This window comes from Flavobacterium haoranii (genome assembly GCF_009363055.1).
GTDB classification, from domain to species: domain Bacteria; phylum Bacteroidota; class Bacteroidia; order Flavobacteriales; family Flavobacteriaceae; genus Flavobacterium; species Flavobacterium haoranii.
Genome location: NZ_CP045292.1, coordinates 2,591,810 through 2,614,077 on the forward strand (window position 1 = coordinate 2,591,810; position 22,268 = coordinate 2,614,077).

The 22,268-nt window shown below is 30.9% G+C and carries 17 protein-coding genes and 3 pseudogenes; 6 read left to right on the forward strand and 14 right to left on the reverse strand.

What is annotated here, in order from left to right; all coding sequences use genetic code 11:
* Positions 1 to 48 precede the first annotated feature (48 nt).
* The gene (locus tag GCU34_RS13680; protein ID WP_193702244.1) at positions 49 to 231 is read right to left on the reverse strand and encodes a hypothetical protein; all 183 of its coding nucleotides are present in this window, start codon (positions 229 to 231) and stop codon (positions 49 to 51) included.
* Positions 232 to 285: 54 nt separating this feature from the next.
* On the opposite strand from GCU34_RS13680, the pseudogene GCU34_RS12185 reads away from it, so the two are divergent.
* Positions 286 to 1,079: pseudogene (locus GCU34_RS12185) on the forward strand (DNA/RNA non-specific endonuclease).
* Between the two features lie 3 nt (positions 1,080 to 1,082).
* Here GCU34_RS12185 and rodA read toward each other — a convergent pair.
* The 5 genes from rodA to purH form a co-directional block, all read right to left on the reverse strand.
* Positions 1,083 to 2,339 carry a rod shape-determining protein RodA gene (gene rodA / locus GCU34_RS12190; protein WP_072781675.1) on the reverse strand — a complete coding sequence of 419 codons (1,257 nt, stop codon included), beginning with the start codon at positions 2,337 to 2,339 and terminating at the stop codon, positions 1,083 to 1,085.
* Position 2,340: 1 nt separating this feature from the next.
* Positions 2,341 to 4,254, reverse strand: a complete 1,914-nt coding sequence (mrdA, locus tag GCU34_RS12195; protein WP_072781673.1) for a penicillin-binding protein 2 — start codon at positions 4,252 to 4,254, stop codon at positions 2,341 to 2,343.
* 500 nt (positions 4,255 to 4,754) lie between these two features.
* On the reverse strand, positions 4,755 to 5,579 hold the full coding sequence (mreC, locus tag GCU34_RS12205; protein WP_072781668.1) for a rod shape-determining protein MreC: 825 nt from the start codon (positions 5,577 to 5,579) through the stop codon (positions 4,755 to 4,757).
* Between the two features lie 11 nt (positions 5,580 to 5,590).
* Positions 5,591 to 6,619, reverse strand: a complete 1,029-nt coding sequence (locus GCU34_RS12210; RefSeq protein ID WP_072781666.1) for a rod shape-determining protein — start codon at positions 6,617 to 6,619, stop codon at positions 5,591 to 5,593.
* 136 nt (positions 6,620 to 6,755) lie between these two features.
* On the reverse strand, positions 6,756 to 8,282 hold the full coding sequence (purH, locus tag GCU34_RS12215; RefSeq protein WP_072781663.1) for a bifunctional phosphoribosylaminoimidazolecarboxamide formyltransferase/IMP cyclohydrolase: 1,527 nt from the start codon (positions 8,280 to 8,282) through the stop codon (positions 6,756 to 6,758).
* A 127-nt stretch (positions 8,283 to 8,409) separates the two neighbouring features.
* On the opposite strand from purH, the gene GCU34_RS12220 reads away from it, so the two are divergent.
* Genes GCU34_RS12220 through GCU34_RS12230 form a run of 3 tightly spaced genes read left to right on the forward strand, consistent with a single transcriptional unit; the run spans position 8,410 to position 12,480 of the window.
* Positions 8,410 to 9,660 carry an ABC transporter permease gene (locus tag GCU34_RS12220; RefSeq protein WP_072781660.1) on the forward strand — a complete coding sequence of 417 codons (1,251 nt, stop codon included), beginning with the start codon at positions 8,410 to 8,412 and terminating at the stop codon, positions 9,658 to 9,660.
* Between the two features lie 32 nt (positions 9,661 to 9,692).
* Positions 9,693 to 10,226 (forward strand): hypothetical protein, encoded by a 534-nt coding sequence (locus tag GCU34_RS12225; protein WP_072781657.1) that lies wholly within the window; start codon positions 9,693 to 9,695, stop codon positions 10,224 to 10,226.
* 55 nt (positions 10,227 to 10,281) lie between these two features.
* Positions 10,282 to 12,480 carry a TonB-dependent receptor plug domain-containing protein gene (locus GCU34_RS12230; RefSeq protein WP_227658684.1) on the forward strand — a complete coding sequence of 733 codons (2,199 nt, stop codon included), beginning with the start codon at positions 10,282 to 10,284 and terminating at the stop codon, positions 12,478 to 12,480.
* A 31-nt stretch (positions 12,481 to 12,511) separates the two neighbouring features.
* Here GCU34_RS12230 and accD read toward each other — a convergent pair whose 3' ends face one another.
* The 3 genes from accD to tamL form a co-directional block, all read right to left on the reverse strand.
* Positions 12,512 to 13,369 carry an acetyl-CoA carboxylase, carboxyltransferase subunit beta gene (accD, locus tag GCU34_RS12235; RefSeq protein ID WP_072781652.1) on the reverse strand — a complete coding sequence of 286 codons (858 nt, stop codon included), beginning with the start codon at positions 13,367 to 13,369 and terminating at the stop codon, positions 12,512 to 12,514.
* A gap of 70 nt (positions 13,370 to 13,439) precedes the next feature.
* Positions 13,440 to 14,507 carry a class II fructose-bisphosphate aldolase gene (fbaA, locus tag GCU34_RS12240; RefSeq protein ID WP_072781640.1) on the reverse strand — a complete coding sequence of 356 codons (1,068 nt, stop codon included), beginning with the start codon at positions 14,505 to 14,507 and terminating at the stop codon, positions 13,440 to 13,442.
* 46 nt (positions 14,508 to 14,553) lie between these two features.
* On the reverse strand, positions 14,554 to 17,121 hold the full coding sequence (gene tamL, locus GCU34_RS12245; protein ID WP_227658685.1) for a translocation and assembly module lipoprotein TamL: 2,568 nt from the start codon (positions 17,119 to 17,121) through the stop codon (positions 14,554 to 14,556).
* Between the two features lie 35 nt (positions 17,122 to 17,156).
* On the opposite strand from tamL, the pseudogene GCU34_RS12250 reads away from it, so the two are divergent.
* A pseudogene (locus GCU34_RS12250) lies at positions 17,157 to 17,884 on the forward strand (TrmH family RNA methyltransferase).
* Here the strand turns inward: GCU34_RS12250 and porT are convergent.
* The 5 genes and pseudogenes from porT to GCU34_RS12275 form a co-directional block, all read right to left on the reverse strand.
* On the reverse strand, positions 17,881 to 18,573 hold the full coding sequence (porT, locus tag GCU34_RS12255) for a type IX secretion/gliding motility protein PorT/SprT (protein WP_072783377.1): 693 nt from the start codon (positions 18,571 to 18,573) through the stop codon (positions 17,881 to 17,883). The pseudogene GCU34_RS12250 and the gene porT sit on opposite strands and share 4 nt — an antisense overlap.
* A 1-nt stretch (position 18,574) precedes the next feature.
* Entirely contained in the window at positions 18,575 to 19,306 is a 732-nt protein-coding gene (ubiE, locus tag GCU34_RS12260; protein ID WP_072781633.1) for a bifunctional demethylmenaquinone methyltransferase/2-methoxy-6-polyprenyl-1,4-benzoquinol methylase UbiE, read from the reverse strand.
* A gap of 50 nt (positions 19,307 to 19,356) precedes the next feature.
* Positions 19,357 to 19,865, reverse strand: a pseudogene (locus GCU34_RS12265) (dihydrofolate reductase).
* Between the two features lie 2 nt (positions 19,866 to 19,867).
* Positions 19,868 to 20,482 (reverse strand): deoxynucleoside kinase, encoded by a 615-nt coding sequence (locus tag GCU34_RS12270; protein WP_072781630.1) that lies wholly within the window; start codon positions 20,480 to 20,482, stop codon positions 19,868 to 19,870.
* Positions 20,482 to 21,003 carry a hypothetical protein gene (locus GCU34_RS12275; protein WP_152378475.1) on the reverse strand — a complete coding sequence of 174 codons (522 nt, stop codon included), beginning with the start codon at positions 21,001 to 21,003 and terminating at the stop codon, positions 20,482 to 20,484. Before GCU34_RS12275 ends, GCU34_RS12270 begins: the two co-directional genes overlap by 1 nt.
* Positions 21,004 to 21,378: 375 nt before the next feature.
* Here GCU34_RS12275 and GCU34_RS12280 point away from each other — a divergent pair, with 375 nt between their 5' ends.
* On the forward strand, positions 21,379 to 22,266 hold the full coding sequence (locus GCU34_RS12280; protein WP_072781626.1) for a GLPGLI family protein: 888 nt from the start codon (positions 21,379 to 21,381) through the stop codon (positions 22,264 to 22,266).
* The last annotated feature ends 2 nt before the right edge of the window (positions 22,267 to 22,268 follow it).

Genomic DNA, 22,268 nt, shown 5'->3' on the forward strand with positions numbered 1-22,268 from the left:
CTTTTTCAATTTTCTTTCTTTCCTTTTCTGCTTTATCGCGCTCTTTTTCTATTTTTTTCTTTCTTTTTCTGCTTTTTCTAAAGCTTCATTGTGTTTTTCTTCTAATTCTTTTCTTTCCTTTTCTAGTTTTTCTTGATTTTGTTTTGCTATAAGAGAATCAGAAACAATTTCTTGAGAAAATCCTAAATTTACCATTAACAATAAGGTAATAGCTGCCAAATAAGTTTTCATATTCATGTGTTTTATTTATTTTTACAAAGATATAGCTAAATGCATGCCAAAATAATGAGATTTTATCCCTTTTTTATTTTTTTATTGACAATTGTTTCATGTAAGCAAATTGATGAAACAATTGTTGATACTGATATTGAGACAATTGAAAATGTTTCTGTAGAATCTTCAGTTTTATCTGAATTTGATTTTCTGCCAACATCTACTTCAAATGCTATTTATAAACATGCTACGTACACATTATCTTATGTAGAAGATTACGAACAAGCAGAATGGGTTGCTTACAGTTTAGAACCTACAGATATTAAAGAGGTCAATTTTGATCGTCCTTTTTTTGAAATTGATGAAGCTGTAGTAACAGGTTCGGCACATTGGAAAAATTATAAAAACTCAGGTTATAATAAAGGACATTTATGTCCAGCAGGCGATAGAAGAGGAAGTTATAAGGATTTTGAAGAAACTTTTTTAACGTCAAATATTTCGCCTCAAACTTATGAGTTTAATAGTGGTGTTTGGAATAGATTGGAACAAAAAGTACGTTATTGGGCAAAAAATATGATGGTATTTATGTAATAACTGCTGGTGTGCTTTCAGATAATTTAAAAACAATTGGTTTTGAAAAGGTAGCGGTGCCAAAATATTTTTATAAAGTTTTGCTTACCAAAGATAAAACGAGAATGATTGGTTTTTTGGTTCCCCATAAAGATTCTGATAAACCGTTGTATGAGTTTGTTGTTCCTGTTGATACTATTGAAAAAATGACAGGAATTGATTTTTTTCCAGAACTCGATGATGAACTTGAAAATAGATTAGAATCGAAAGGAGATTATAAAGAATGGAGTTTTTAGTAACTACCATTCATTTACTTTATTGGCATCTAGTTTTATAAAAATAAATAGCATAATAGTGAATGCCCATAAACTTGAACCTCCGTACGAGAAAAAGGGTAGTGGCACTCCAATTGTCGGGAATAATTTTACAAGCATGGCAATATTTACAAAAAAGTGTATGAATAAATAAGTCGCTACACAATAACCGTAAACACGACTAAATTTTGTTTTTTGATTTTCGGCGAGATAAATTATTCGCAAGAATAACGAAACAAATAATAAGATGACTACAACAACTCCTACAAAACCCCATTCTTCGCCAACAGTTGTAAAAATATAATCGGTGTGTTGTTCGGGTACAAATCCTCCCTTAGTTTGAGTTCCTTCTAAATAACCTTTTCCTAATAAACCACCAGAACCAATTGCAATCATCGACTGATTTAAATTGTATCCTTCTTTTTTCATGTCCACTTCTTCACCTATTAAAACGTCGATTCTGTCTTTTTGATGCGGTTCTAATACTTCATTATAAACAAAGTTTACCGAGTAAACAAAACCTGCAACTACTGCTAAAACAAATAGATATACAAATGGATTTCTTGAAATTTTTCTATTGTTTAAAAAGTGAAGTATTGCTAATACTGTAAAGATGATAATGATATATAATGGATTAAATAACAGTGCTGCAAAAAACAACCCTATTGCCGTTGCTCCAGCAATTAAGTACCAACTCGGTAATCCTTCTCTATTTAAAACAAAAACTAACGATAAAAAGATTAAAGCACTTCCAGTATCAGGTTGCATTTGAATTAATAAAACGGGTAAACCAATAATAGCAAATGCAATTAATTGATGTTTCCAAAGTTTTAAGTTTATTTGAGAATAACTTAAGTATTTAGCTAATAATAAAGCTGTTGCGGTTTTTACGAATTCTGAAGGTTGAAATCCAAATCCACCAAATTGGTACCAGTTGGTTTGTCCTTTTTTGGTAACACCAAAGACAAATAAACCTAACAAAAGTAAAATACCTAAACCGTAAAAGACAAAGGAAAGGCGTTCAAATATTTTAGCATCAATAAAAAGTAAAATAAAAATTAACGGAATACTCAAAAAGATAAAAATCATTTGACGGCCATAATTTTGGCTGAAATCAAAAACAGAAGCGCCTTCAACTGGTAATGATGCCGAATAAATAGTCATCCATCCCATACTCACAAGAGTGATATATAAGAATAGTGTTAACCAGTCGATACTTCTATTTACACTTTGATTTCGCATTTTAGTTTACTTCCTCTTCTTCGTTTTTAATTGCTTCCGATTTTATGGTATCCTTTACAGGTTCTTGAGCTCGCTGATAAATAATGTTTTCAATTTTCTTGTATTCGTCTTCCAAACTTCCGTTTAGCATTCTGTTTTCTAAATCTTTTCTCGTGATTTTACCTTTCACGTATTTTTCAATCATTAAGGTAGCTATAGGTCCAGCCCATCGATTTCCCCAATAACCATTTTCCACAAAAACGGCAATCGCAATTTTAGGATTTTCAGCAGGAGCAAAAGCCACAAATATGGAATGGTCTTTTAATTGATAAGTTTTTCCTGCAACTCTAATTTTATTTTCGGCCGTACCCGTTTTACCACAAATTTGTAAACTATCAACTTTTAACGATGCAGCAGTTCCACGGTTATAAACATCGGCTAAGCCTCTAATAACCGGATCAAAATATTTTTCATCAATTGTAGTTTGATGTTTGGTAACAAACTTCTTATCTAATTTTTCACCTTTAATTTCTTTTACAATGTGAGGGGTGTAGTAATATCCCTTATTAGCAACTGCTGCCATCATATTTGCTAATTGAATTGGTGTTGTTAAAACTTCACCTTGACCAATGGAGTTAGATATAATGGTTGTACTTCGCCATCCACCATTTGGATATGCTCTTTCGTAAGTTTTAGAAGTTGGAACTAGTCCTTTAGCTCCAATTGGCATATCGGTTCCTAAAAACTGGCCTAATCCAAAACTTTTTACATTTGTAGACCATTTATCGACACTCACACTTGGGTTTTTGTACTTATCAATCGTTCTTTTGTAAACATTTGCAAAATAGGTATTACATGATTGATAAATTCCATTATTTAGTTTAGAAACGCCAGCATCGTGACATTTCATGAATGCACCTCTTCCATAGTAAAACCCATGATGACACACAAAACTAGTTTCTTCGTTAATAACTTCTTCTTGTAAACCAATTAATCCAGTTACAATTTTAAAAGGTGATCCTGGAGGATATTGTGCCAATAAACCTCTGTCGTAAAGTGGTTTTGCAATAGAATCGTAATATAGTTTTGTGTAATTTTCAGATCTTTTTCTACCTACTAGCAAAGAAGGATCATAAGTTGGCATAGAAATAAGTGCTAAAATTTCACCAGAACTAGGTTCAATTGCTACAATTCCACCTCTTTTGTTAGCCATCAATTCTGTACCGTATTTTTGTAGTTCACCATCAATAGTTAAAACCAAGTCTTTTCCTTGTTGGGCAATCGTATCATATTTACCTTCTTTATACGGCCCAATAATTTTATTATGTTTGTCTCTCAATAAGTATTTAACTCCCTTTATTCCCCTTAAAATTTCTTCATACTGCTTTTCAACACCTTGTTTTCCTATTAAATCACCACTGTTGTAATATGGATTTTTTTCAATTTCAAACTCACTCGCTTGTGTAATGAATCCAAAAATATTAGCTCCATAATTTACTTGGTAATCTCGCAAAGCTCTTTTTTGAGTATAAAAACCTTCAAACTTTCTTTCTTTTTCTTGAAAAGCGGCGTATTCTCTTTTATTTAATTGCGAAATAAATACTGAGGGTAATCTTCGACTGTAAACTATTGCTTTGGCAATTTTCTTGTCGAAATATTCTTTAGTAATTCCTAATAAATTACAAAACTCTAGTGTGTCAATATTTTTTATTTCTGCAGGAACAACCATGATATCATAAGAGGGTTGGTTGGCTACTAATAATTTGCCATTTCTATCGTAGATATAACCACGCTCTGGAAAATCGTAAACTTTCTTAATCGCAATATTTTCGGCTTTTAATTTATAGGTTTCGTCAATTACTTGTAAGTAAAAGAAACGGCTTATGAGTATTAAAGCTCCAACGATTATTAGTATAGGCAAAAGTAATTTTCTCATCGCTTACTAGGTTTTATTAAATAAATAATTAGTAAACAAATGATTAAAGTAAAAATACTCGTGTATAGAGTTTTTAATATCACGTCGAAGAACAAATCGAAACGGAAAGCTTCTAAAAAGAACAAACAAATATGATGAATAAAAATAGCCAGCAGTATAAATGTTATTCTTTCAGGCGATAGGTTTTCAGCAATTTTTATGGTTTGATATTCATAACTTAAACCAAATGAAAATCGGAATAAATTTGGTCTAACAAAAGCTAATATTGTAGAAGCAAAGGCATGTACTCCTCCAGATTCCGCAAAAATATCAACCGACAAGCCAATTAAAAAACTAAAAAACAGTAAACTAAATCGATTGCCATTAACGGGGAATAGCAGCACAAATAAGAGGTAAGGATAAGGGTTGATGTAACCAAACAGATTAATGTTGTTGAATAACAATATTTGTAAAGTCAACAAAATTAAAAATCGAAATATGTTTAAAACTAGCGTATTCAATTATTTGTCAGTTTGTTTGGTTTCTAATTTTAGCTTCTCTTTTTTGTGTTTGTTTTCAATTATGTACACATAACCTAATGCGGTCATGTCGTTAAAAAGACGCACATTAATAGTATAATAATTGGTTTTTGTATCTACGTAAACTTTATCGATTTTACCAATAGGAATATTTTCAGGGAAAATTTCGGATTCAGCTCCGGTTACAATGGAGTCACCTTTTTTAAGCGAGGCCAATCGCGGAACATCGATTAATTGTGCATAACCCACATTTTTTCCATCCCAAATAAGTGAACCAAAATGATTAGAATTTTTGATTTTTGCGTTAATTCTAGATTTAGTATTTAAAATACTTAAAACTGTAGAGTAATTAGTACTAGTTTTTTCAATTATCCCAACAATTCCTTTGTCATTAATTACACCCATGTCAGTTTTTATACTGTCTTTGGAACCAATATTTAACGTAAGGTAATTTTCTCGTGTATTGAATTTGTTTTTTATGACCTTTGCTTTTTTAACTGAAAATATATCAGTTTCAGTATTAAAAGATGTTTTAGAATTTAACAATGTGTCTTTTTTATTAAAAAGCACTTGTTTTAATCTAGCGTTTTCTTCAGCTAATTGCGCGTTTTTCTCTTTCAAGCTCAAATACTCATCAGCTTCATTTACCTTTTTATAAATTCCTCCGCTTACCGCATTTGCTGAATTTATGTATTCACTTCTATGATAAGAATGCGATTTTATGGTAAGAATTAAGCTAATGCCCAAAAGCAGCAAAAACAGCAATCTATAGCTGTTTTTTACTAAAAAATTTATTATTTGCTGCATGGACTATTGCTTTATTTTATAAGGATACTTTTGTATTTGTTTAAGTTTTTAAGAGCAATTCCTGTTCCTCTTACTACAGCTCTTAAAGGATCTTCTGCGATATAAACCGGTAAGTCGGTTTTTAATGATATTCGTTTGTCTAATCCTCTTAACATAGATCCACCTCCTGCAAGATAAATGCCTGTGTTGTAAATATCGGCTGCTAATTCTGGAGGAGTTTGAGATAAAGTTTCCATTACAGCATCTTCAATTCGTTGGATTGATTTGTCTAATGCTTTTGCAATTTCACGGAAAGAAACATCAACTTGTTTTGGTTTACCTGTTAATAAGTCTCTTCCTTGAACTGACATTTCATCTGGTGGACTGTCTAAATCTTCCGTCGCCGCACCAATTTGTATTTTTATTTTTTCGGCAGTTGTCTCACCCACAAATAAATTGTGTTGCGTTCTCATGTAATAAATAATGTCATTTGTGAAAACGTCACCCGCAATTTTTACTGATTTATCACAAACAATTCCACCTAGTGCAATTACGGCAATTTCTGTTGTACCACCTCCGATGTCAACAATCATGTTTCCTTTTGGTTGCATAATGTCAACACCAATTCCAATCGCAGCAGCCATTGGTTCGTGAATTAAATAAACCTCTTTACCATTTACGCGTTCAGCAGATTCCTTTACAGCGCGCATTTCAACTTCAGTAATTCCTGATGGAATACAAATTACTAATCTTAAAGCTGGTGTAAACAATTTTTTCTTTAAAGCTGGAATACTTTTAATGAACATTTGAAGCATTTTTTCAGAAGCATCAAAGTCGGCAATAACTCCATCCTTCAAAGGGCGTATTGTTTTTATGTTTTCATGAGTTTTACCTTGCATCATGTTAGCTTCTTTACCTACGGCAGTAATTTTCCCCGTAATACGATCTCGAGCTACAATCGATGGGCTATCGATTACAACTTTGTCGTTGTGAATGATTAAGGTGTTAGCAGTACCAAGGTCAATTGCAATATCCTCGGTCATAAAATCAAAAAATGCCATACGCTTTTATAAAGTGTTTATAAAGGTTTATAATTTACAAAATGAACTCACAAAATTACACAAATTAACGACATAGAATTCGCCTAACAGTAAAACTTTGTCACACAAATTACAAAAAATAAACCTTTAAAAAAAATTAATGTTTAAAATGGCGAACACCAGTAAATACCATACCCATTTTGTGTTCGTCACAATAGTTAATACTCAATTCATCTTTTATAGAGCCACCTGGTTGAATAACAGCTTTTATTCCTGCATTATCTGCTATTTCAACACAGTCGGGAAATGGGAAAAATGCATCGCTAGCCATAACAGCACCTTTTAAATCGAAATTAAAAGCATTTGCCTTTTCAATTGCTTGTCTTAACGCGTCTACTCTTGATGTTTGACCAGTTCCAGAAGCACAAAGTTGTTTGTTTTTTGCTAAAACAATTGTGTTAGATTTGGTGTGTTTACAAATTTTAGAAGCAAATAACAAATCTTCAATTTCTTGATTAGTAGGTTCTGTTTTTGTAACGGTTTTTAAATGCTCTTTATTGTCTGTAATGTTATCTTTTTCTTGAACTAAAACTCCATTTAAACATGTTCTAACTTGTTTTTCAGGTAATTCTACTTCATTTATAACTAAAATAATTCTATTTTTCTTTTCAATTAATAATTGAACAGCATCTTCATCAAATGATGGCGCAATAATTACTTCGCAAAATAAACTATGAATTTCTTCTGCAGTTGCTAAATCGATATTTCCATTTGCAATTAATACTCCACCAAAAGCAGATGTTGGATCACCAGCTAATGCATCAACATAAGCTTCTTTCATAGAACTTCTTGTAGCAATACCACATGCATTGTTGTGTTTTAAAATGGCAAATGTTGGTAGATCACCCTTAAATTCGTTCATTAAATTTACAGCAGCATCAACATCTAGTAAATTGTTGTACGACAATTCTTTACCATTCAATTTTGTAAACATTGCATCAAAATCTCCAAAGAAAAATCCTTTTTGATGTGGATTTTCTCCATATCGTAATGTTTGACCGTTTGCTACACTTGCTTTGTAATAAGTTTCGTCTGCGTTAAAATAATTGAAAATAGCAGTATCGTAATTTGAAGAAACGTGGAATGCTTTAGTTGCTAAAACTCTTCTTTGTTCAATAGTTGTAGCCCCTTTTTCTTCAGTATAGTAATTTAAAAATTCTGCATATTGCTCAACAGAAGCAACAATAACGGTGTCTTTAAAATTTTTAGCAGCTGCACGGATTAAAGAAATTCCTCCAATATCAATTTTCTCAATAATATCAGCTTCACTTGCTCCAGAAGCAACTGTTTTTTCAAAAGGATATAAATCAACAATAACTAAATCAATTTGTGGAATATTGAATTCTTCCATTTGTTGTACATCACTTTCATTATCTTGTCTGTTTAAGATGCCACCAAAAATTTTTGGATGTAAAGTTTTTACACGACCTCCTAGAATTGAAGGATAATCAGTAACTGTTTCTACAGGAACTACAGGAACACCTAAACCTTTAATAAAAGCTTCAGTTCCGCCTGTTGAATAAATAGTTACTTGATTTTGATGAAGTGCTTTAACTATTGGCTCTAAACCAGTTTTGTCAAATACTGAAATTAATGCAGATTTGATGTTTTTTGTTGTAGTCATTGTGTTGTTTTTATTTAAGTTGCAAAAGTAATTATACTTTTAAAAGTTACCAATGAAAACTAAAATTTGTTTCTATAAATTGTAACAATTTTTTTAATGTTTCTACTTATAATAAGAATTTTACATCATGCTTTTATATCTTAGGTTACTTAAAGAAAGTTTTGGTTTTGCATTAAATGCTTTGCGGACAAATAAGCTGCGGACTTTTTTGTCGCTTTTGGGTGTTACAATTGGTATTTTTTCCATTATTGCAGTCTTAGCGGCAGTAGATTCTATGGATAAAAAAATCAAAGAAGATTTAAGTGATATGGATATGAATACTATATACTTAATTCGTTTTTCTTTTGGCCCATCGGATGTTCCTCGTTGGAAACGTGAACAATTCCCTGATGTTACCTATGAAGAATATGAATATTTAAGAAGGTCAGTGAATGGTATTGATAAAATGTCATTCAACATGTTCACTAGAAACGAAAATATTAAGTATGGAGACAAAACAGTAAGTTCTATTAGAGTAAAACCTTCAACTTACGAATTTATTGATATTGAGCCTATTAAAGTAGAAAAAGGCCGTTATTTTAATGAAGCGGAGTCAAATTCAGGAAATCCTGTAATTGTGATAGGAAGCGAAGTAGCTGAAGGATTATTTGGAAATTCAGAGCCTATTGGTAAAAAAATTAGATTATACGGGCAAAAATTTACTGTCATAGGTGTTTTAAAAAAGCAAGGAGAGGGTATGTTTGGGGATAGTAATGATGTTGCTGTTTTTTTTCCAGTTAACTTTATTAGAAGATTATATGGTGATAATAGCGATATGTTAACTCCTGCAATTTTAATTAAGCCGGAAAAAGGAATAGATATTGAAGAGTTTAAGGCAGATTTAGCACAAAAATTGAGAACTTTTAGAGGTATAAAACCAGGAGAAATCAATAATTTTTTTCTTAATGTTTTATCTGGTTTTACAGATTTTATTGATAATATCATTGGGCAAATGAATCTTGTAGGATGGCTTATAAGTGGTTTTTCTTTACTTGTTGGAGGATTTGGAATTGCGAATATTATGTTTGTTTCGGTTAAAGAGAGAACCAATTTAATAGGAATTCAAAAAGCATTGGGTGCCAAAAATAAATTTATATTATTCCAATTTTTATTCGAAGCAATTATACTTTCTGTAATTGGTGGTATTGTTGGAATGTTTTTAGTTTGGATAATAGCTCTAATTTTGAGTTCGGCTCTAGATTTTGAGTTTGTACTAAGCACACAAAATATATTATTAGGAACAGGATTAGCGGCTGTTATTGGTTTGGTTTCTGGAATTATTCCTGCAATATCGGCATCAAAACTTGATCCGGTGGAAGCTATTCGTTCGGGAATGTAATATTTTATTACATTTGCCGAAAACCAATTTATTTGAAGACACAAGCTATTAGTTTATTTCTTTTCATTGTTTTGTTGTTGCCAGCAGTTGTTACTTTTTCTTGGCTTCAACATAGAAAACATGTGGTAAAAAAGGAAGTAAAGCAAAATATAATAGCTGGAATAAACAAATTAGAACTTCAAATCTTACAATTTCATCATCAAGAAGTAGATCAAAAAGTTGAATGGGAACATTCAAAAGAATTTGAATTTGAAGGAAAAATGTATGATGTTGTTGAAAAGGAAATTATAAACGATTCTATTCGTTTCTTTTGTTGGTTAGACGAAGAAGAAACAGAATTAAATAGAAGGTTGAAGTCACTACTTACAGATGTTTATCAAAATGATGTTCCTTTAAAATTGAAAAATGATTTGGTTCTCAATTTTTATAAATCTTTATTTTTTCAAAATGCTGATTTAATTACTTTTAATCAACTATTTAAGACAGTATCTAGTAAATCCTACTATATAAATAATTACTTTTTTCAGTATAAAAATGCTGAAATTCAACCGCCCATTTTTGTTTAATAATTAGTATTATGCATCATTGATGCAATTTTTTAATTATTTAGATTTAACAAAAATGAAAAGAATTTACACAATAATTTTATTTGTGTTTAGTGGTATTATATATTCTCAAACCGAACAAGACACAATAAAAGTTACAACTTTAGATGAAGTGGTTGTAGCTACAAAATGGAAGCAAAAAAAGGAAGATCTTCCATATAAAATAGCGTCAATTTCAAAGGAAGCAATTGAGCTTCAAAATCCACAAACTGCAGCCGATTTATTAAGTGTTTCGGGGAAAGTTTTTATTCAAAAAAGTCAACAAGGTGGTGGTAGCCCAATGATTAGAGGTTTTGCAACAAATCGCTTGTTGTATACGGTAGACGGAGTTCGAATGAATACTGCAATTTTTCGAGGCGGAAATATTCAAAATGTAATTTCTTTAGACGGATTTGCAATGGAGAATGTTGAGGTGCTTTTTGGTCCAAATTCTGTAATCTACGGTAGTGATGCTATTGGCGGGGTAATGAGTTTTCAAACGGTAAAGCCAAAGTTTTCTACGAATGAAAACACGAGTGTTTCTGGAAATGTTTTTTCGAGATTTTCTTCTGCAAATGATGAAAAAACCGGGCACTTTGACGTGCAATTAGGATGGAAAAAATGGGCTTCCTACACAAGTATTAGTTATAATGATTTTGGAGATTTGCGTATGGGAACTCATGGTCCAAATGAATATCTTAAAACGTATTATGTGGTTCCAAATTTTGACGGTTCCGATGAGGTTTTAACCAATGAAAATGCCTTGGTTCAAAAACCTTCAGCCTATACACAATATAACGTTACGCAAAAAGTGCGTTTTGCACCAAATGAAAATTGGGATTTTCAATATGGTTTTCATTATTCAGAAACATCCGATTATTCTCGTTACGATAGACACTTAAGAATGCGAAACGGTTTACCACGTTATGCAGAATGGAATTATGGTCCGCAAAAATGGATGATGAATGCTTTAGAAATTTCAAATTTTGCTAAAGGAAATTTATATGATGAAATGACTATACGTTTCGCTTATCAAAATTTTGAAGAAAGTAGAATTAGTAGAAATTTGAATAACGTAAATAGAGAAATAAGAATTGAAAAAGTAGATGCTTATTCGTTCAATATCGATTTTAATAAAAAAATTGGAACCAAGAACAAATTGTTCTATGGAGTAGAATATGTTTTTGATAAAGTAAACTCTGAAGGAATAGATGAAGATATTACTAGTGGAGTTCAAGTTGAAGGTCCAGCGAGATATCCACAAGCCGATTGGCAATCAATTGGTATTTATCTAAATGATCAATATACAATTACAGACAAAGTTTTACTTTCTGCAGGATTGCGATATAATCAATATATTTTAAATGCGGAGTTTGATACAACGTTTTATCCATTTCCATTTACGGAAGCTAAATTAAATGATGGTGCTTTAACTGGAAGTTTAGGTGTTGTGTATAAACCTTCAAATTCTTGGGTTTTAAGTTCAAATGTTTCCACAGCTTTTCGTTCACCAAATGTTGACGACGTAGGAAAAGTTTTCGATTCTGAACCTGGTTCTGTTGTAGTTCCTAATCCTAATTTAAAAGCGGAATATGCATATAATGTTGATTTTAATATAGCAAAAGTATTTGGTTCTAATTTTAAATTAGATTTATCTACTTATTATACTTGGTTAGAAGATGCTTTAGTAAGAAGAGATTATACTTTAAATGGTTCTAGTCAAATTATGTATGACGGCGAATTAAGTCAAGTGCAAGCTATTCAAAATGCAGCTAAAGCAACTGTTTACGGAGTTCAATTTGGGGTAGAAGCAAAGCTATCTAAAGATTTTGTATTTTCAACAGATCTGAATTTTCAAAAAGGTGAAGAAGAATTGGATAATGGAGAAAAAAGCCCATCTAGACATGCCGCTCCATTTTTTGGTGTAAGCCGACTAACTTTTACTCATGAAAAGTTAGAATTACAAATATATACACAATATAGTGCGAAGAAAGATTATGAAGATTTACCAGAAGAAGAAAGAGGAAAGCCAGAAATTTATGCCATTGATGGTAATGGAAATCCTTATTCTCCGGGTTGGTACACCTTAAATCTAAAAACTGATTATAAGTTTAATAAAACGTTTAATGTAACAGCTGGTTTAGAAAATATTACCGATCAACGTTATCGACCTTATAGTTCTGGATTAGTAGCACCAGGAAGAAATTTTATTGTTGGTGTTAGAGCAAAATTTTAAAAAAAGAAAATCCCGCTTTTGCGGGATTTTTTTATGATCTAATTTCGTTGTTTTCGATTAAGTCAATATACAAGTTAATTCTATCTTTTAATTCTTTTCTATGCACAATAAAGTCTAAGAAACCGTGCTCTAATAAGAATTCTGAAGTTTGGAAACCATCAGGTAAATCTTTTCCAGTTGTGTCTTTTACAACACGCGGGCCAGCAAAACCAATTAAAGCTCCAGGTTCTCCAATATTAATATCTCCTAACATGGCATAAGATGCAGTAGTTCCTCCAGTTGTAGGATCAGTACATAAAGAGATGTAAGGAATTTTAGCTTCAGCTAATTGCGCTAATTTTGCAGAAGTTTTAGCTAACTGCATTAACGAATAAGCTGCTTCCATCATACGAGCTCCACCAGATTTAGAAATCATTACAAAAGGAACTTTATTTTCAATAGCATAATCAATAGCTCTTGCGATTTTTTCACCTACAACAGCACCCATTGAACCACCAATAAAAGCAAAATCCATACAAGCAACAACTAAATCTTTTCCTTTAGATTTTCCAACTCCCGTTCTAACGGCATCTTTCAAATTAGTTTTTGCCATTACATCTTTTAAACGCTCGTTGTATTTTTTTGTATCCTCAAACTTTAAAGGATCTTTAGATGTCATTTTTGCATCTAATTCTTTGAACTTATTGTCGTCAAATAAAATTTGAAAATATTCAGCACTACCAATTCTTACATGAAAATCATCTTCTGGACTAACCCAAAGGTTTTTCGCTAATTCTTCAGTATCAATAATTTTTCCTGTAGGCGATTTGTACCAAAGACCTTTAGGAACGTCTTTTTTCTCTTCAGTTGGTGTTTGAATCCCTTTTTCTTTTCTTTTAAACCAAGCCATAATTTGTTTCTTGTTTTATTGTTAATGGTTTATAGTTTTTGGTTTTAATGATGAACTATAAACAATAAACTTATAAAGTATTAACGTTGTTTAAATCGGCAAAAGCTTGTTCTAATCTTTGATTAAAAGTAACTTCCCCTTTTCTTACCCAAGCTCTTGGGTCATAGAATTTTTTATTTGGACTCTCTGGACCTTCGGGGTTACCAATTTGTGTTCTTAAATAATCGATTTTTTCGTTCATGTAATCACGAATACCTTCTGTAAATGCAAATTGTAAGTCAGTATCAATGTTCATTTTGATTACACCATAAGAAATTGCCTCTCTAATTTCTTCTAAAGTAGAACCAGAACCACCGTGGAAAACAAAATCAACTGGATTTGCACCTGTGTTGTATTTGTTTTGAACGTATTCTTGAGAATTTCTTAAAATTTTTGGAGTTAATTTTACGTTTCCTGGTTTATAAACACCGTGAACGTTTCCGAAAGCTGCAGCAATAGTAAATTTAGGACTTACTTTCATTAATTCTTCATAAGCAAAAGCAACTTCTTCTGGTTGTGTATATAGTTTTGAGCTGTCAACATCAGAGTTGTCAACACCATCTTCTTCACCACCTGTAATTCCTAATTCAATTTCTAGAGTCATCCCTATTTTGCTCATTCTTTCTAAATATTTTTTAGAAATTTCAATATTTTCAGCTAAAGGTTCTTCAGATAAATCAATCATGTGTGAACTGAATAGTGATTTTCCTGTTTCAGCAAAGTGTTTTTCTGAAGCATCTAATAAACCATCAATCCATGGTAATAAATTTTTTGCACAGTGGTCAGTATGTAAAATTACTGTTGCGCCATACGCTTCTGCAAGAGTATGAATATGTTTTGCGCCTGCAACAGCACCTAAGATTGCAGCTCTTTGATTTTCATTACTTAATCCTTTTCCCGCATTAAATTGTGCTCCACCATTTGAAAACTGAATAATAACTGGAGCATTAAGTTTTGCAGCAGTTTCAAGAACACCGTTAATTGTACTCGATCCAACAACATTTACAGCAGGTAAGGCAAAACCTTTTGCCTTTGCATAATTAAATATTTCTTGAACTTGATCTCCAGTAGCAACGCCCGGTTTAATATTGTGACTCATAGTAAATTGTTTTTGGTTTAGTCTGCAAAAATAAGAATTAAAAAAATTAGAAAGGATAATTAATACCAAAATTTAAAACTGTTTTTGCTAAACTTACATCTTTGAACCATCTTTCTCCTTCAATCTTAGCAGGATTGTACATTTTGTAACCAAAATCTAGTCGGAAAATGAAATAATTAAAGTCATATCGGAATCCTATACCCGAACCAACAGCTAAATCTTTAAAGGATTCTAATCCGTTGAAAGTGTAATTAGTATCTTTAACATTGTCGAAAATGTTCCAAATGTTTCCAATATCGGTGAAAAGTGCACCATTTAATTGACCTAGGATATTATATCTAAATTCGGTGCTTAAACCTAATTTCATGTTGGCTTCATTAAAATCGAATAAACTGCCGCTTTTTCCAGGGCCTAAACTGTAGGCTTGCCAACCACGATTATCGTTAGAGCCACCTGCAAAATAACTTCGCGAAAAAGGAATTGATGAACCGTTTCCGTAAGGAATTGCAATACCACCAAAAGTTCTCATGGCAAAACTATTTTTCTTTCCTAAATTCCAATGTTTTACATACTCAACTTCTCCTTTGATGTATTGAGCATATTCAATACCAAATAATGTTTTATTACCTGAAGCACTTGTTCCATCTTCTTTTTTAACGGTTCCACCAATTAATGATAACAAATTACCAGCTGATTCAAGTTTCGCTCTAAAGTTGTAATAGTTTCTGTCGGTTAGCCCAAATTTTGTTGATCTATTGAATGTAAAACTTGATGAAACAATAAGGTTGTCTTCAATTAGCCTTAAATATCTTTCATAAATACTTGAAACCGATTTATATTCTTCGTTGTTTGGATTTAAAGAAGTTTGGTTGTTTAAAACTTCCTCCATAAAACTAATAGCTCCTGTTTGTGTTAAATCGCCATTTGCGTTAACATTATCAGGATTTGTATTGTAAGTGTCTGCAATAAAATTTAGTCTACTGTAAGAATTTTGATAAACATTGAAATAATTGGCTACATTCAAATTTCGGACATAATTTATGCCAATAAGTTCAAATTTGTAATGATTTCGATTGTTTGTAGTAGACCAATTATAATTAATTCCTCCAGATAAACTTTGTTTGTCTAGACCAATGTTGTTTTGAATGGCAAAACCAACATTGATTTGAGTTGAAGGAAACATTTCCTTTTTAATTATTGAGGTTGTTTTTAATGGGAAAAATATTCTTGGAAAACTTAATTTTACTGTTCCACCATATTCTGAAATATTGAAGAAAGTATTGTTTGGATTCGCTAAATCTTGAGAAGAACCAATATTACCTTTACCTGAAATTTCTAAAATTTCGGCTCCTCTAAATAAATTTCTAAAAGTGAATCCCATACCGCCAGTTATACCAAAATCTTGTATGTTAGAATGGGTAAAATCTATGTAAGGCGACCAACTGTATTTTTTTCTTGGAACCAAATAAACATTGGCAATTAAATTTTCTTTTCCATTAATAGTGTCTTCTACATATTCAATAGTTGGAAAGTTGAAAACTTTTAAATTATTGATTGCGGTTGAGGTTAGTTTTCGTTTATCGTCGCTAAATAAATCACCTTTGTTTATAAAAACCGCATCTGTTAATGCTTTCGGTTTATAATTTAATTTTCCGTTACTATAAATGGTGTAATCTCTAAAGTTGACACTATCATTAACAGTTATATTGTTTCTTTTTGAACCATTTGTAAAAATATTAACTTGACTAATTTTGAAAATTTTAAATGGCTCTTTTACAATAGTGTCTCCTTTTTTAACACTTCTGTTTTCTATTCGCGTAATCGCATTTAATTTATAAGTTTTATGCGGATTTAAAGTGTCGTAAATGTCATAACCAACATTGTTAACTTGAAAATGATAAACCCCATTATTTCTGAAATAATTAGTAATGCGAGCTCTTTCATTATCAAAATTTTCGAGGTTAAAAACATCGCCTTTTTTCAGTAAAGATCTCTTTTCAATTGTCGTATATAAACTATCTAGTTTAGGTGTTTCAATTTCTCTAGAAAGTGTATCTAAAGTATAAGCTCTTCCTGTGTTTATGGTGTAAGTTACTTTTCCTTTTTTATGTCCAGTAGAATCTATTTTGTTTTTTACTTCAACATCAAAAAAACCTTTGTAATAAGTATAATAACTTTTTAATTTACTAGTAGATTTGTCTGCTTTTTTAGCGTCAATAATTACAGGTGGTTCTCCTGTTCTTTTTAAGAAACTACTTAAACCGGAAACAAAGAATGATTGACTTAATCGATCCACCTGTTTTTCAGATAATAGCTTTGCTAAGTTTTTTCTTCTATTTGGTTTGCGATTTAACCAAGCATAATATGAGCTATCGGCATTTTCTTTTGCTAAATTGTAAAGATTTAATCGTAATGGAAAACCAAGAATTGAACTATTCTTCTTTTGATAAAGTAAACTCTCAATTTTTTCATTTTTTATAATGGTATCGTTTACAGAAATTATATTTTTGGTAAGTAGTTGTTTGTCTTCTGGAACTTTCTTTGTAGAAGTACAAGAAGAATAAAGTGCTACAAATAGAAATAGTATTGCTATTTTTGGTAAAAAATTTCTCAAGATAATCATTATAGTTAGTCAAAAATACAACTTTTATGCTAAGTAAAAATCAAATTAAAATAATAACGAGTTTATCTCAAAAAAATATAGAAAACAGCATCAATTATTTATTGCTGAAGGTAAAAAAGTTATTGAAGAATTATTGCCAAATTTTGATTTAGAATGGTTGTTTTGCGTTGGAGATTTAAATTTTAAAAATGTAGATAAAAATAAAGTTTATCAAGTAACCGATACTGAAATTAAGAAAATTAGTGTTTTAACTACCGCGACTAATTGTTTGGCAGTTTTTAGAATTCCTGAAGAAAGAGAAAATAAAGAATTAAAAGGCTTAATTGTAGCTTTAGATGATATTCGCGATCCAGGGAATTTAGGAACAATTATTCGTTTATGCGATTGGTTTGGAATAGAAACACTTTTATGCTCTGAAGAAACTGTTGATGTTTATAATCCAAAAGTAGTGCAGGCAACTATGGGTTCAATTTCTAGAGTAAATGTTGTTTATGGAAATATTGTAGAAATTTTAAAAACTACTTCGTTACCAGTTTTTGGGACTTTTATGGATGGAGAGAATATTTATAAAAAAGAGCTACCTAAAGAAGGTATAATAGTAATGGGAAATGAAGCTAATGGCATCTCAGTTGAAATTGAAAAAATTGCAAAAAATAAAATATCAATTCCTAGGTTTGGAAAACTTCAAGCTACAGAAAGTCTGAATGTTGCTACAGCTACAGCAATTATTCTAAGTGAATTTAGACGGAATTAATGAAATGCAAAATTGATAAAAAAGCCTCTAGTTTGCATACTACCTACGTTTCCTGTCCATGGACTGTTTGGATCATTGTCGCGAATTAATTCATCTTTTGTACTAAATACACCTCTAATAGATGGAGAAAATTTGAAATATTCAAAATAAATATCAACGCCAACACCAATTTCGTAAAAAGAAGACCATTTTGTCATTCTAAATCTTTGACTGTAATTATCGTCTTTCGCTTCCGAATTACTTCCCATATTTAATGCAGTTGATAATCCACCAATTAAATAAGGTTTTATATTTCCAGTTCTTTTTGCAGAAAATTTTAATAACGCTGGAAAAAATATATAAGTAGATTTTACTTCTCTTAACGCATCTCTTTCTTCGGTGAAATTAGGAAAAGTAAGATTTCGTTGTGTAATGTAAAGTCCAGGTTCAAAACGAAAATCTAAGTGATTTGTTAAACGTAAATTACCTATTAATCCTACGTTGAAACCAATTTGAGATTGTACTTCAACATCTTTGGTAACCGACAAATAATCGAATTTGAAATCTAAATTATTAAATCCAAGATAATATCCCCAATGTACACGTTGCTTATCAAAGTTTTCTTTGTTAATAAGCGGATCTTTGCCAAATAAACCAAATTGAGCAAATGCAGATGATGATAGTAATAATAGGAATAAAATCTTCTTCATGTTATTTTTTTGAAGCATGATAAATAGTTGCCACGCCAAAAGTTTGTGGTAAATGCTTTACTTCTATAAACCCAACTTTTCTCAAAATATTGTTTAAGGCTTCACCAAAAGGAAATTCATTTGCTGAATCTGATAAATATTTATAAGCAACTTTGTCTTTAGAAAATAATTTTCCAATAGCTGGTAAAATGTAGCTCGTATAAAAAGCATAACCTTGTTTGTAAGGAAACTTTGTAGGAACTGAAGTTTCTAAGATTACAAAAATTCCGTTAGGTTTTAAAACTCTTAAAATTTCGGCTAACCCTTTTTCTAAAGTTTCAAAATTTCTAACGCCAAAAGCTACTGTAATGGCATCAAAATGATTGTCAGGAAACGGAATATTTTCGCTGTCGCCTAAAACCATTTCTATTTTAGAATCTAATTCTTTTTCTTTGATTTTTTTTTCCCCAACTTCTAGCATTCCAGCAGAAATATCTAATCCTACTATTTTCTCAGCAGAAGTATTGGTCATTAAAATGGCTAAATCTCCAGTTCCAGTTGCGATATCAAGAACTGTTTTTGGGTTTTTAGCTGCAACTAATTTCAAAACTTTTTTGCGCCACTTTACATCAATTCCAAATGAAATTACGCGGTTTAAGCCGTCGTAGTTTCCCGAAATAGTATCAAACATTTGAGCTACTTGTTCTTTTTTACCAAGTGATGAGTCTTTATATGGCGTAATATTTTTTGACATTTTATTTTTTTTGATAGGCAAAAATACAACTATTTAAGTTATACTTAAAATTACTTTCTTATGTAAGTTAGGTATGTAAAGTTAAATTGATGTTTTTCGTCTTTAGGGTGATATTCTTCTTCAATTAATTTCCAGTCATTTCCATCTATTTCAGGAAAAAAGTATCAGCTTCAACTTCAGTATGAACTCGAGTTAATTCAATTTTATTGGCAATATTTATCGATTGTTTATAGATTTCGCCACCACCAATAATAAAAACTTCCTCATTTTCGGGCTTCTCGACTCCGCTCGAAGTGACGGCGATTTTAATTGCATCTTCAATACTTTCTACAACAATGCAACCTTCGGGAACCGGATAGTCTTTTTGACGTGTAATAATTACATGTGTTCTATTTGGTAATGGTTTTGGAAAACTTTCAAAAGTTTTGCGCCCCATAATTATAAAGTGGCCAGAAGTTAAAGTTTTAAAGCGCTTAAAATCATCGGGTAAATGCCAAACTAAATCATTGTCTTTGCCTAAAGCATTATTTTCTGCCGCTGCGGCTATAATGGTTAAAATCATTAGAATAAACCGTTTATTTCAGCATCAATTCTATTGATAATATTTCCCAAATCTTCAGGATTATCAACAAAATTAATGTTGTCTACATCTATAATTAATAATTTCCCTTTATCGTAAGTTTGAACCCAGGCTTCATAACGCTCATTTAAACGACTTAAATAATCGATAGAAATGCTGTTTTCATAATCGCGACCTCTTTTGTGAATTTGGCTTACTAAATTAGGTATCGAACTTCTTAAGTAAATTAACAAATCAGGAGCACCAACTAAATCTTCCATTAGCTCAAATAATGAAATGTAATTATTGAAATCTCTGTTCGTCATTAATCCCATTGTATGCAAGTTGGGCGCAAAAATATGCGCATCTTCGTATATGGTTCTGTCTTGAATAGTTGTTTTTCCCGTTTCTCTAATTTGAAGAACTTGTCTAAAACGACTATTCAAGAAGTAAATTTGAAGATTAAAACTCCAACGCTCCATTTGATTGTAAAAGTCATCTAAATAAGGGTTGTCTACAACGTCTTCAAAATGTGCTTCCCACTTAAAATGTTTGGCTAAAAGCCTAGTAAGGGTTGTTTTTCCAGCACCAATATTTCCAGCAACAGCAATATGCATTATGGTAATTTTATTTTATAATTAATAACAAAGTTGTTGGTAAAAATAGACAAAATTCCATCTTTATAACAAAAATTTGAAAAGGTATTTTTATCAACAACAATTTCATATGTTTTATTGTTAGGGAAATAGAAAATTTTTTGATTTTTTGAGTATAAATAATCATTTTGGCTAATTATTTCATAATTTTCAGCATCTGGAATTTTTTCGTAAGAATTTATTTTGCCAAAATAATTAATACTAAAAAGTTCATTTTCTTCATTGAGCCAGTAGAAATTATTGTAGCTTGAACGAGTTAATTTTATTTTTTCGTTTAGTGGATTTGAGATGAGCTGGAATTTGTTTTCAATTAAATTAAATAAACCAAATTTCATAGAATTGGTGTCAAAAAACCATAAAGAGTTTTGTCTTGATAATCCAATAGTTTCCCATATTAAACCAAAGTTGTTTCCATTTACTTGTGTGGTTTCGTTTAACTGATTGTCAAGTAAGACAATGGTGTTGAAATCTTTATAGAACAAAACTATTTGTAACGGATTTTGAATATCTACAAAGGTTATTTTGCCTAAAGTTAAGTTTTGATATGAAATGCTTTTGTTGTTATTTACTTTTACTAAGGTGTTTTTTTTAATGAAATAATAATTTTTATAAGCATCAGTTCCAATAAATTTTTCTGCTTCAAATGGGATAGAATCTATAATAGTTGTCTGAATTACTTCTTGCGAAAAGCAAATAAAAGTGAATAGTAAAAAAAATAATTAAAAAATTTAGGCATCTATTTAATCCATTTTTGTTTTGAACAGTCTAAAGTACTATTTTAACTCTTAAAATCTATAAATTATTGTAACAAATAACGCTTTTGTTAGTCTTTTAATATATAAATAAATTTTACTGTAATGAAAAAAATACTTTACATCTTTTTTATTAGTCTTTTAACAGTTTCTGTTGACGCTCAAAACTTTCAAGGAATGGCAGTTTACGAATCTAAAACAAGTACTGCTGAAATGATGAAAAACATGCCAAAACCAAAAGATGTAACTCCAGAAATGCAAAAAGGCATGGAGGAACGTTTGAAAAAAATGTTTGAGAGAACCTATGTTTTAAATTTTGATAAAACTACATCAATCTACAAAGAAGAAGAAAAATTAGATGCGCCTGGTCAAAGTAATCAAGGGGCGCGAATGATGATGAGCATGACAGGAAATGGAGGAACTAATTTCAAAAATGTAAAAGAGAAAAGATATGTTGTAGATAAAGAAGTTTTTGGAAAACAATTCTTAATTAAAGATACTTTGACTAATTTTAATTGGAAAATGGAAAGTGAAACAAGACAAATTGGAAATTATACTTGTTTTAAAGCCACTGCTGTAGTTCCTGTTTCCGATTCCGATTTTAGAAGTTTTAGATTTAGAGGAAATAAGGAAAATAGTGAAGTGAAAAAAGATTCTGCAAGTTCATCAAAAACGAATTTTATGGATCAAATAGAAAAACCAAAAGAGAAAACGGTTGTAGCTTGGTATGCTCCTGAAATTCCAGTAAATCAAGGTCCAGAAAATTATTGGGGATTACCAGGTTTAATTTTAGAAGTAAATGATGGAAGCACTACTATTTTGTGTTCTAAAATTGTACTAAATTCTAAAGAAAGAGTTGAAATTAAAGAACCAAATAAAGGTAAAGAAGTTTCGCAAAAAGAGTTTGACGAAACTTTAAAAGCAAAAATAGAAGAAATGCAGGAAATGTTTCGTAATAATAGAGGTGGGGGACACGGTTTTGGTCCAAGATAATC

Coding starts and splice junctions, on each gene's coding strand:
- fbaA (WP_072781640.1), bottom strand. CDS start 14,507: ATGAGTCACAATATTAAACCGGGCGTTGCTACTGGAGATCAAGTTCAA.
- mreC (WP_072781668.1), bottom strand. CDS start 5,579: ATGCAGCAAATAATAAATTTTTTAGTAAAAAACAGCTATAGATTGCTG.
- ubiE (WP_072781633.1), bottom strand. CDS start 19,306: ATGTCAAAAAATATTACGCCATATAAAGACTCATCACTTGGTAAAAAA.
- GCU34_RS12210 (WP_072781666.1), bottom strand. CDS start 6,619: ATGGCATTTTTTGATTTTATGACCGAGGATATTGCAATTGACCTTGGT.
- mrdA (WP_072781673.1), bottom strand. CDS start 4,254: ATGAGAAAATTACTTTTGCCTATACTAATAATCGTTGGAGCTTTAATA.
- GCU34_RS12270 (WP_072781630.1), bottom strand. CDS start 20,482: ATGCATATTGCTGTTGCTGGAAATATTGGTGCTGGAAAAACAACCCTT.
- GCU34_RS12230 (WP_227658684.1), top strand. CDS start 10,282: ATGAAAAGAATTTACACAATAATTTTATTTGTGTTTAGTGGTATTATA.
- porT (WP_072783377.1), bottom strand. CDS start 18,573: ATGAAGAAGATTTTATTCCTATTATTACTATCATCATCTGCATTTGCT.
- GCU34_RS13680 (WP_193702244.1), bottom strand. CDS start 231: ATGAAAACTTATTTGGCAGCTATTACCTTATTGTTAATGGTAAATTTA.
- purH (WP_072781663.1), bottom strand. CDS start 8,282: ATGACTACAACAAAAAACATCAAATCTGCATTAATTTCAGTATTTGAC.
- GCU34_RS12280 (WP_072781626.1), top strand. CDS start 21,379: ATGAAAAAAATACTTTACATCTTTTTTATTAGTCTTTTAACAGTTTCT.
- accD (WP_072781652.1), bottom strand. CDS start 13,369: ATGGCTTGGTTTAAAAGAAAAGAAAAAGGGATTCAAACACCAACTGAA.
- GCU34_RS12220 (WP_072781660.1), top strand. CDS start 8,410: ATGCTTTTATATCTTAGGTTACTTAAAGAAAGTTTTGGTTTTGCATTA.
- rodA (WP_072781675.1), bottom strand. CDS start 2,339: ATGCGAAATCAAAGTGTAAATAGAAGTATCGACTGGTTAACACTATTC.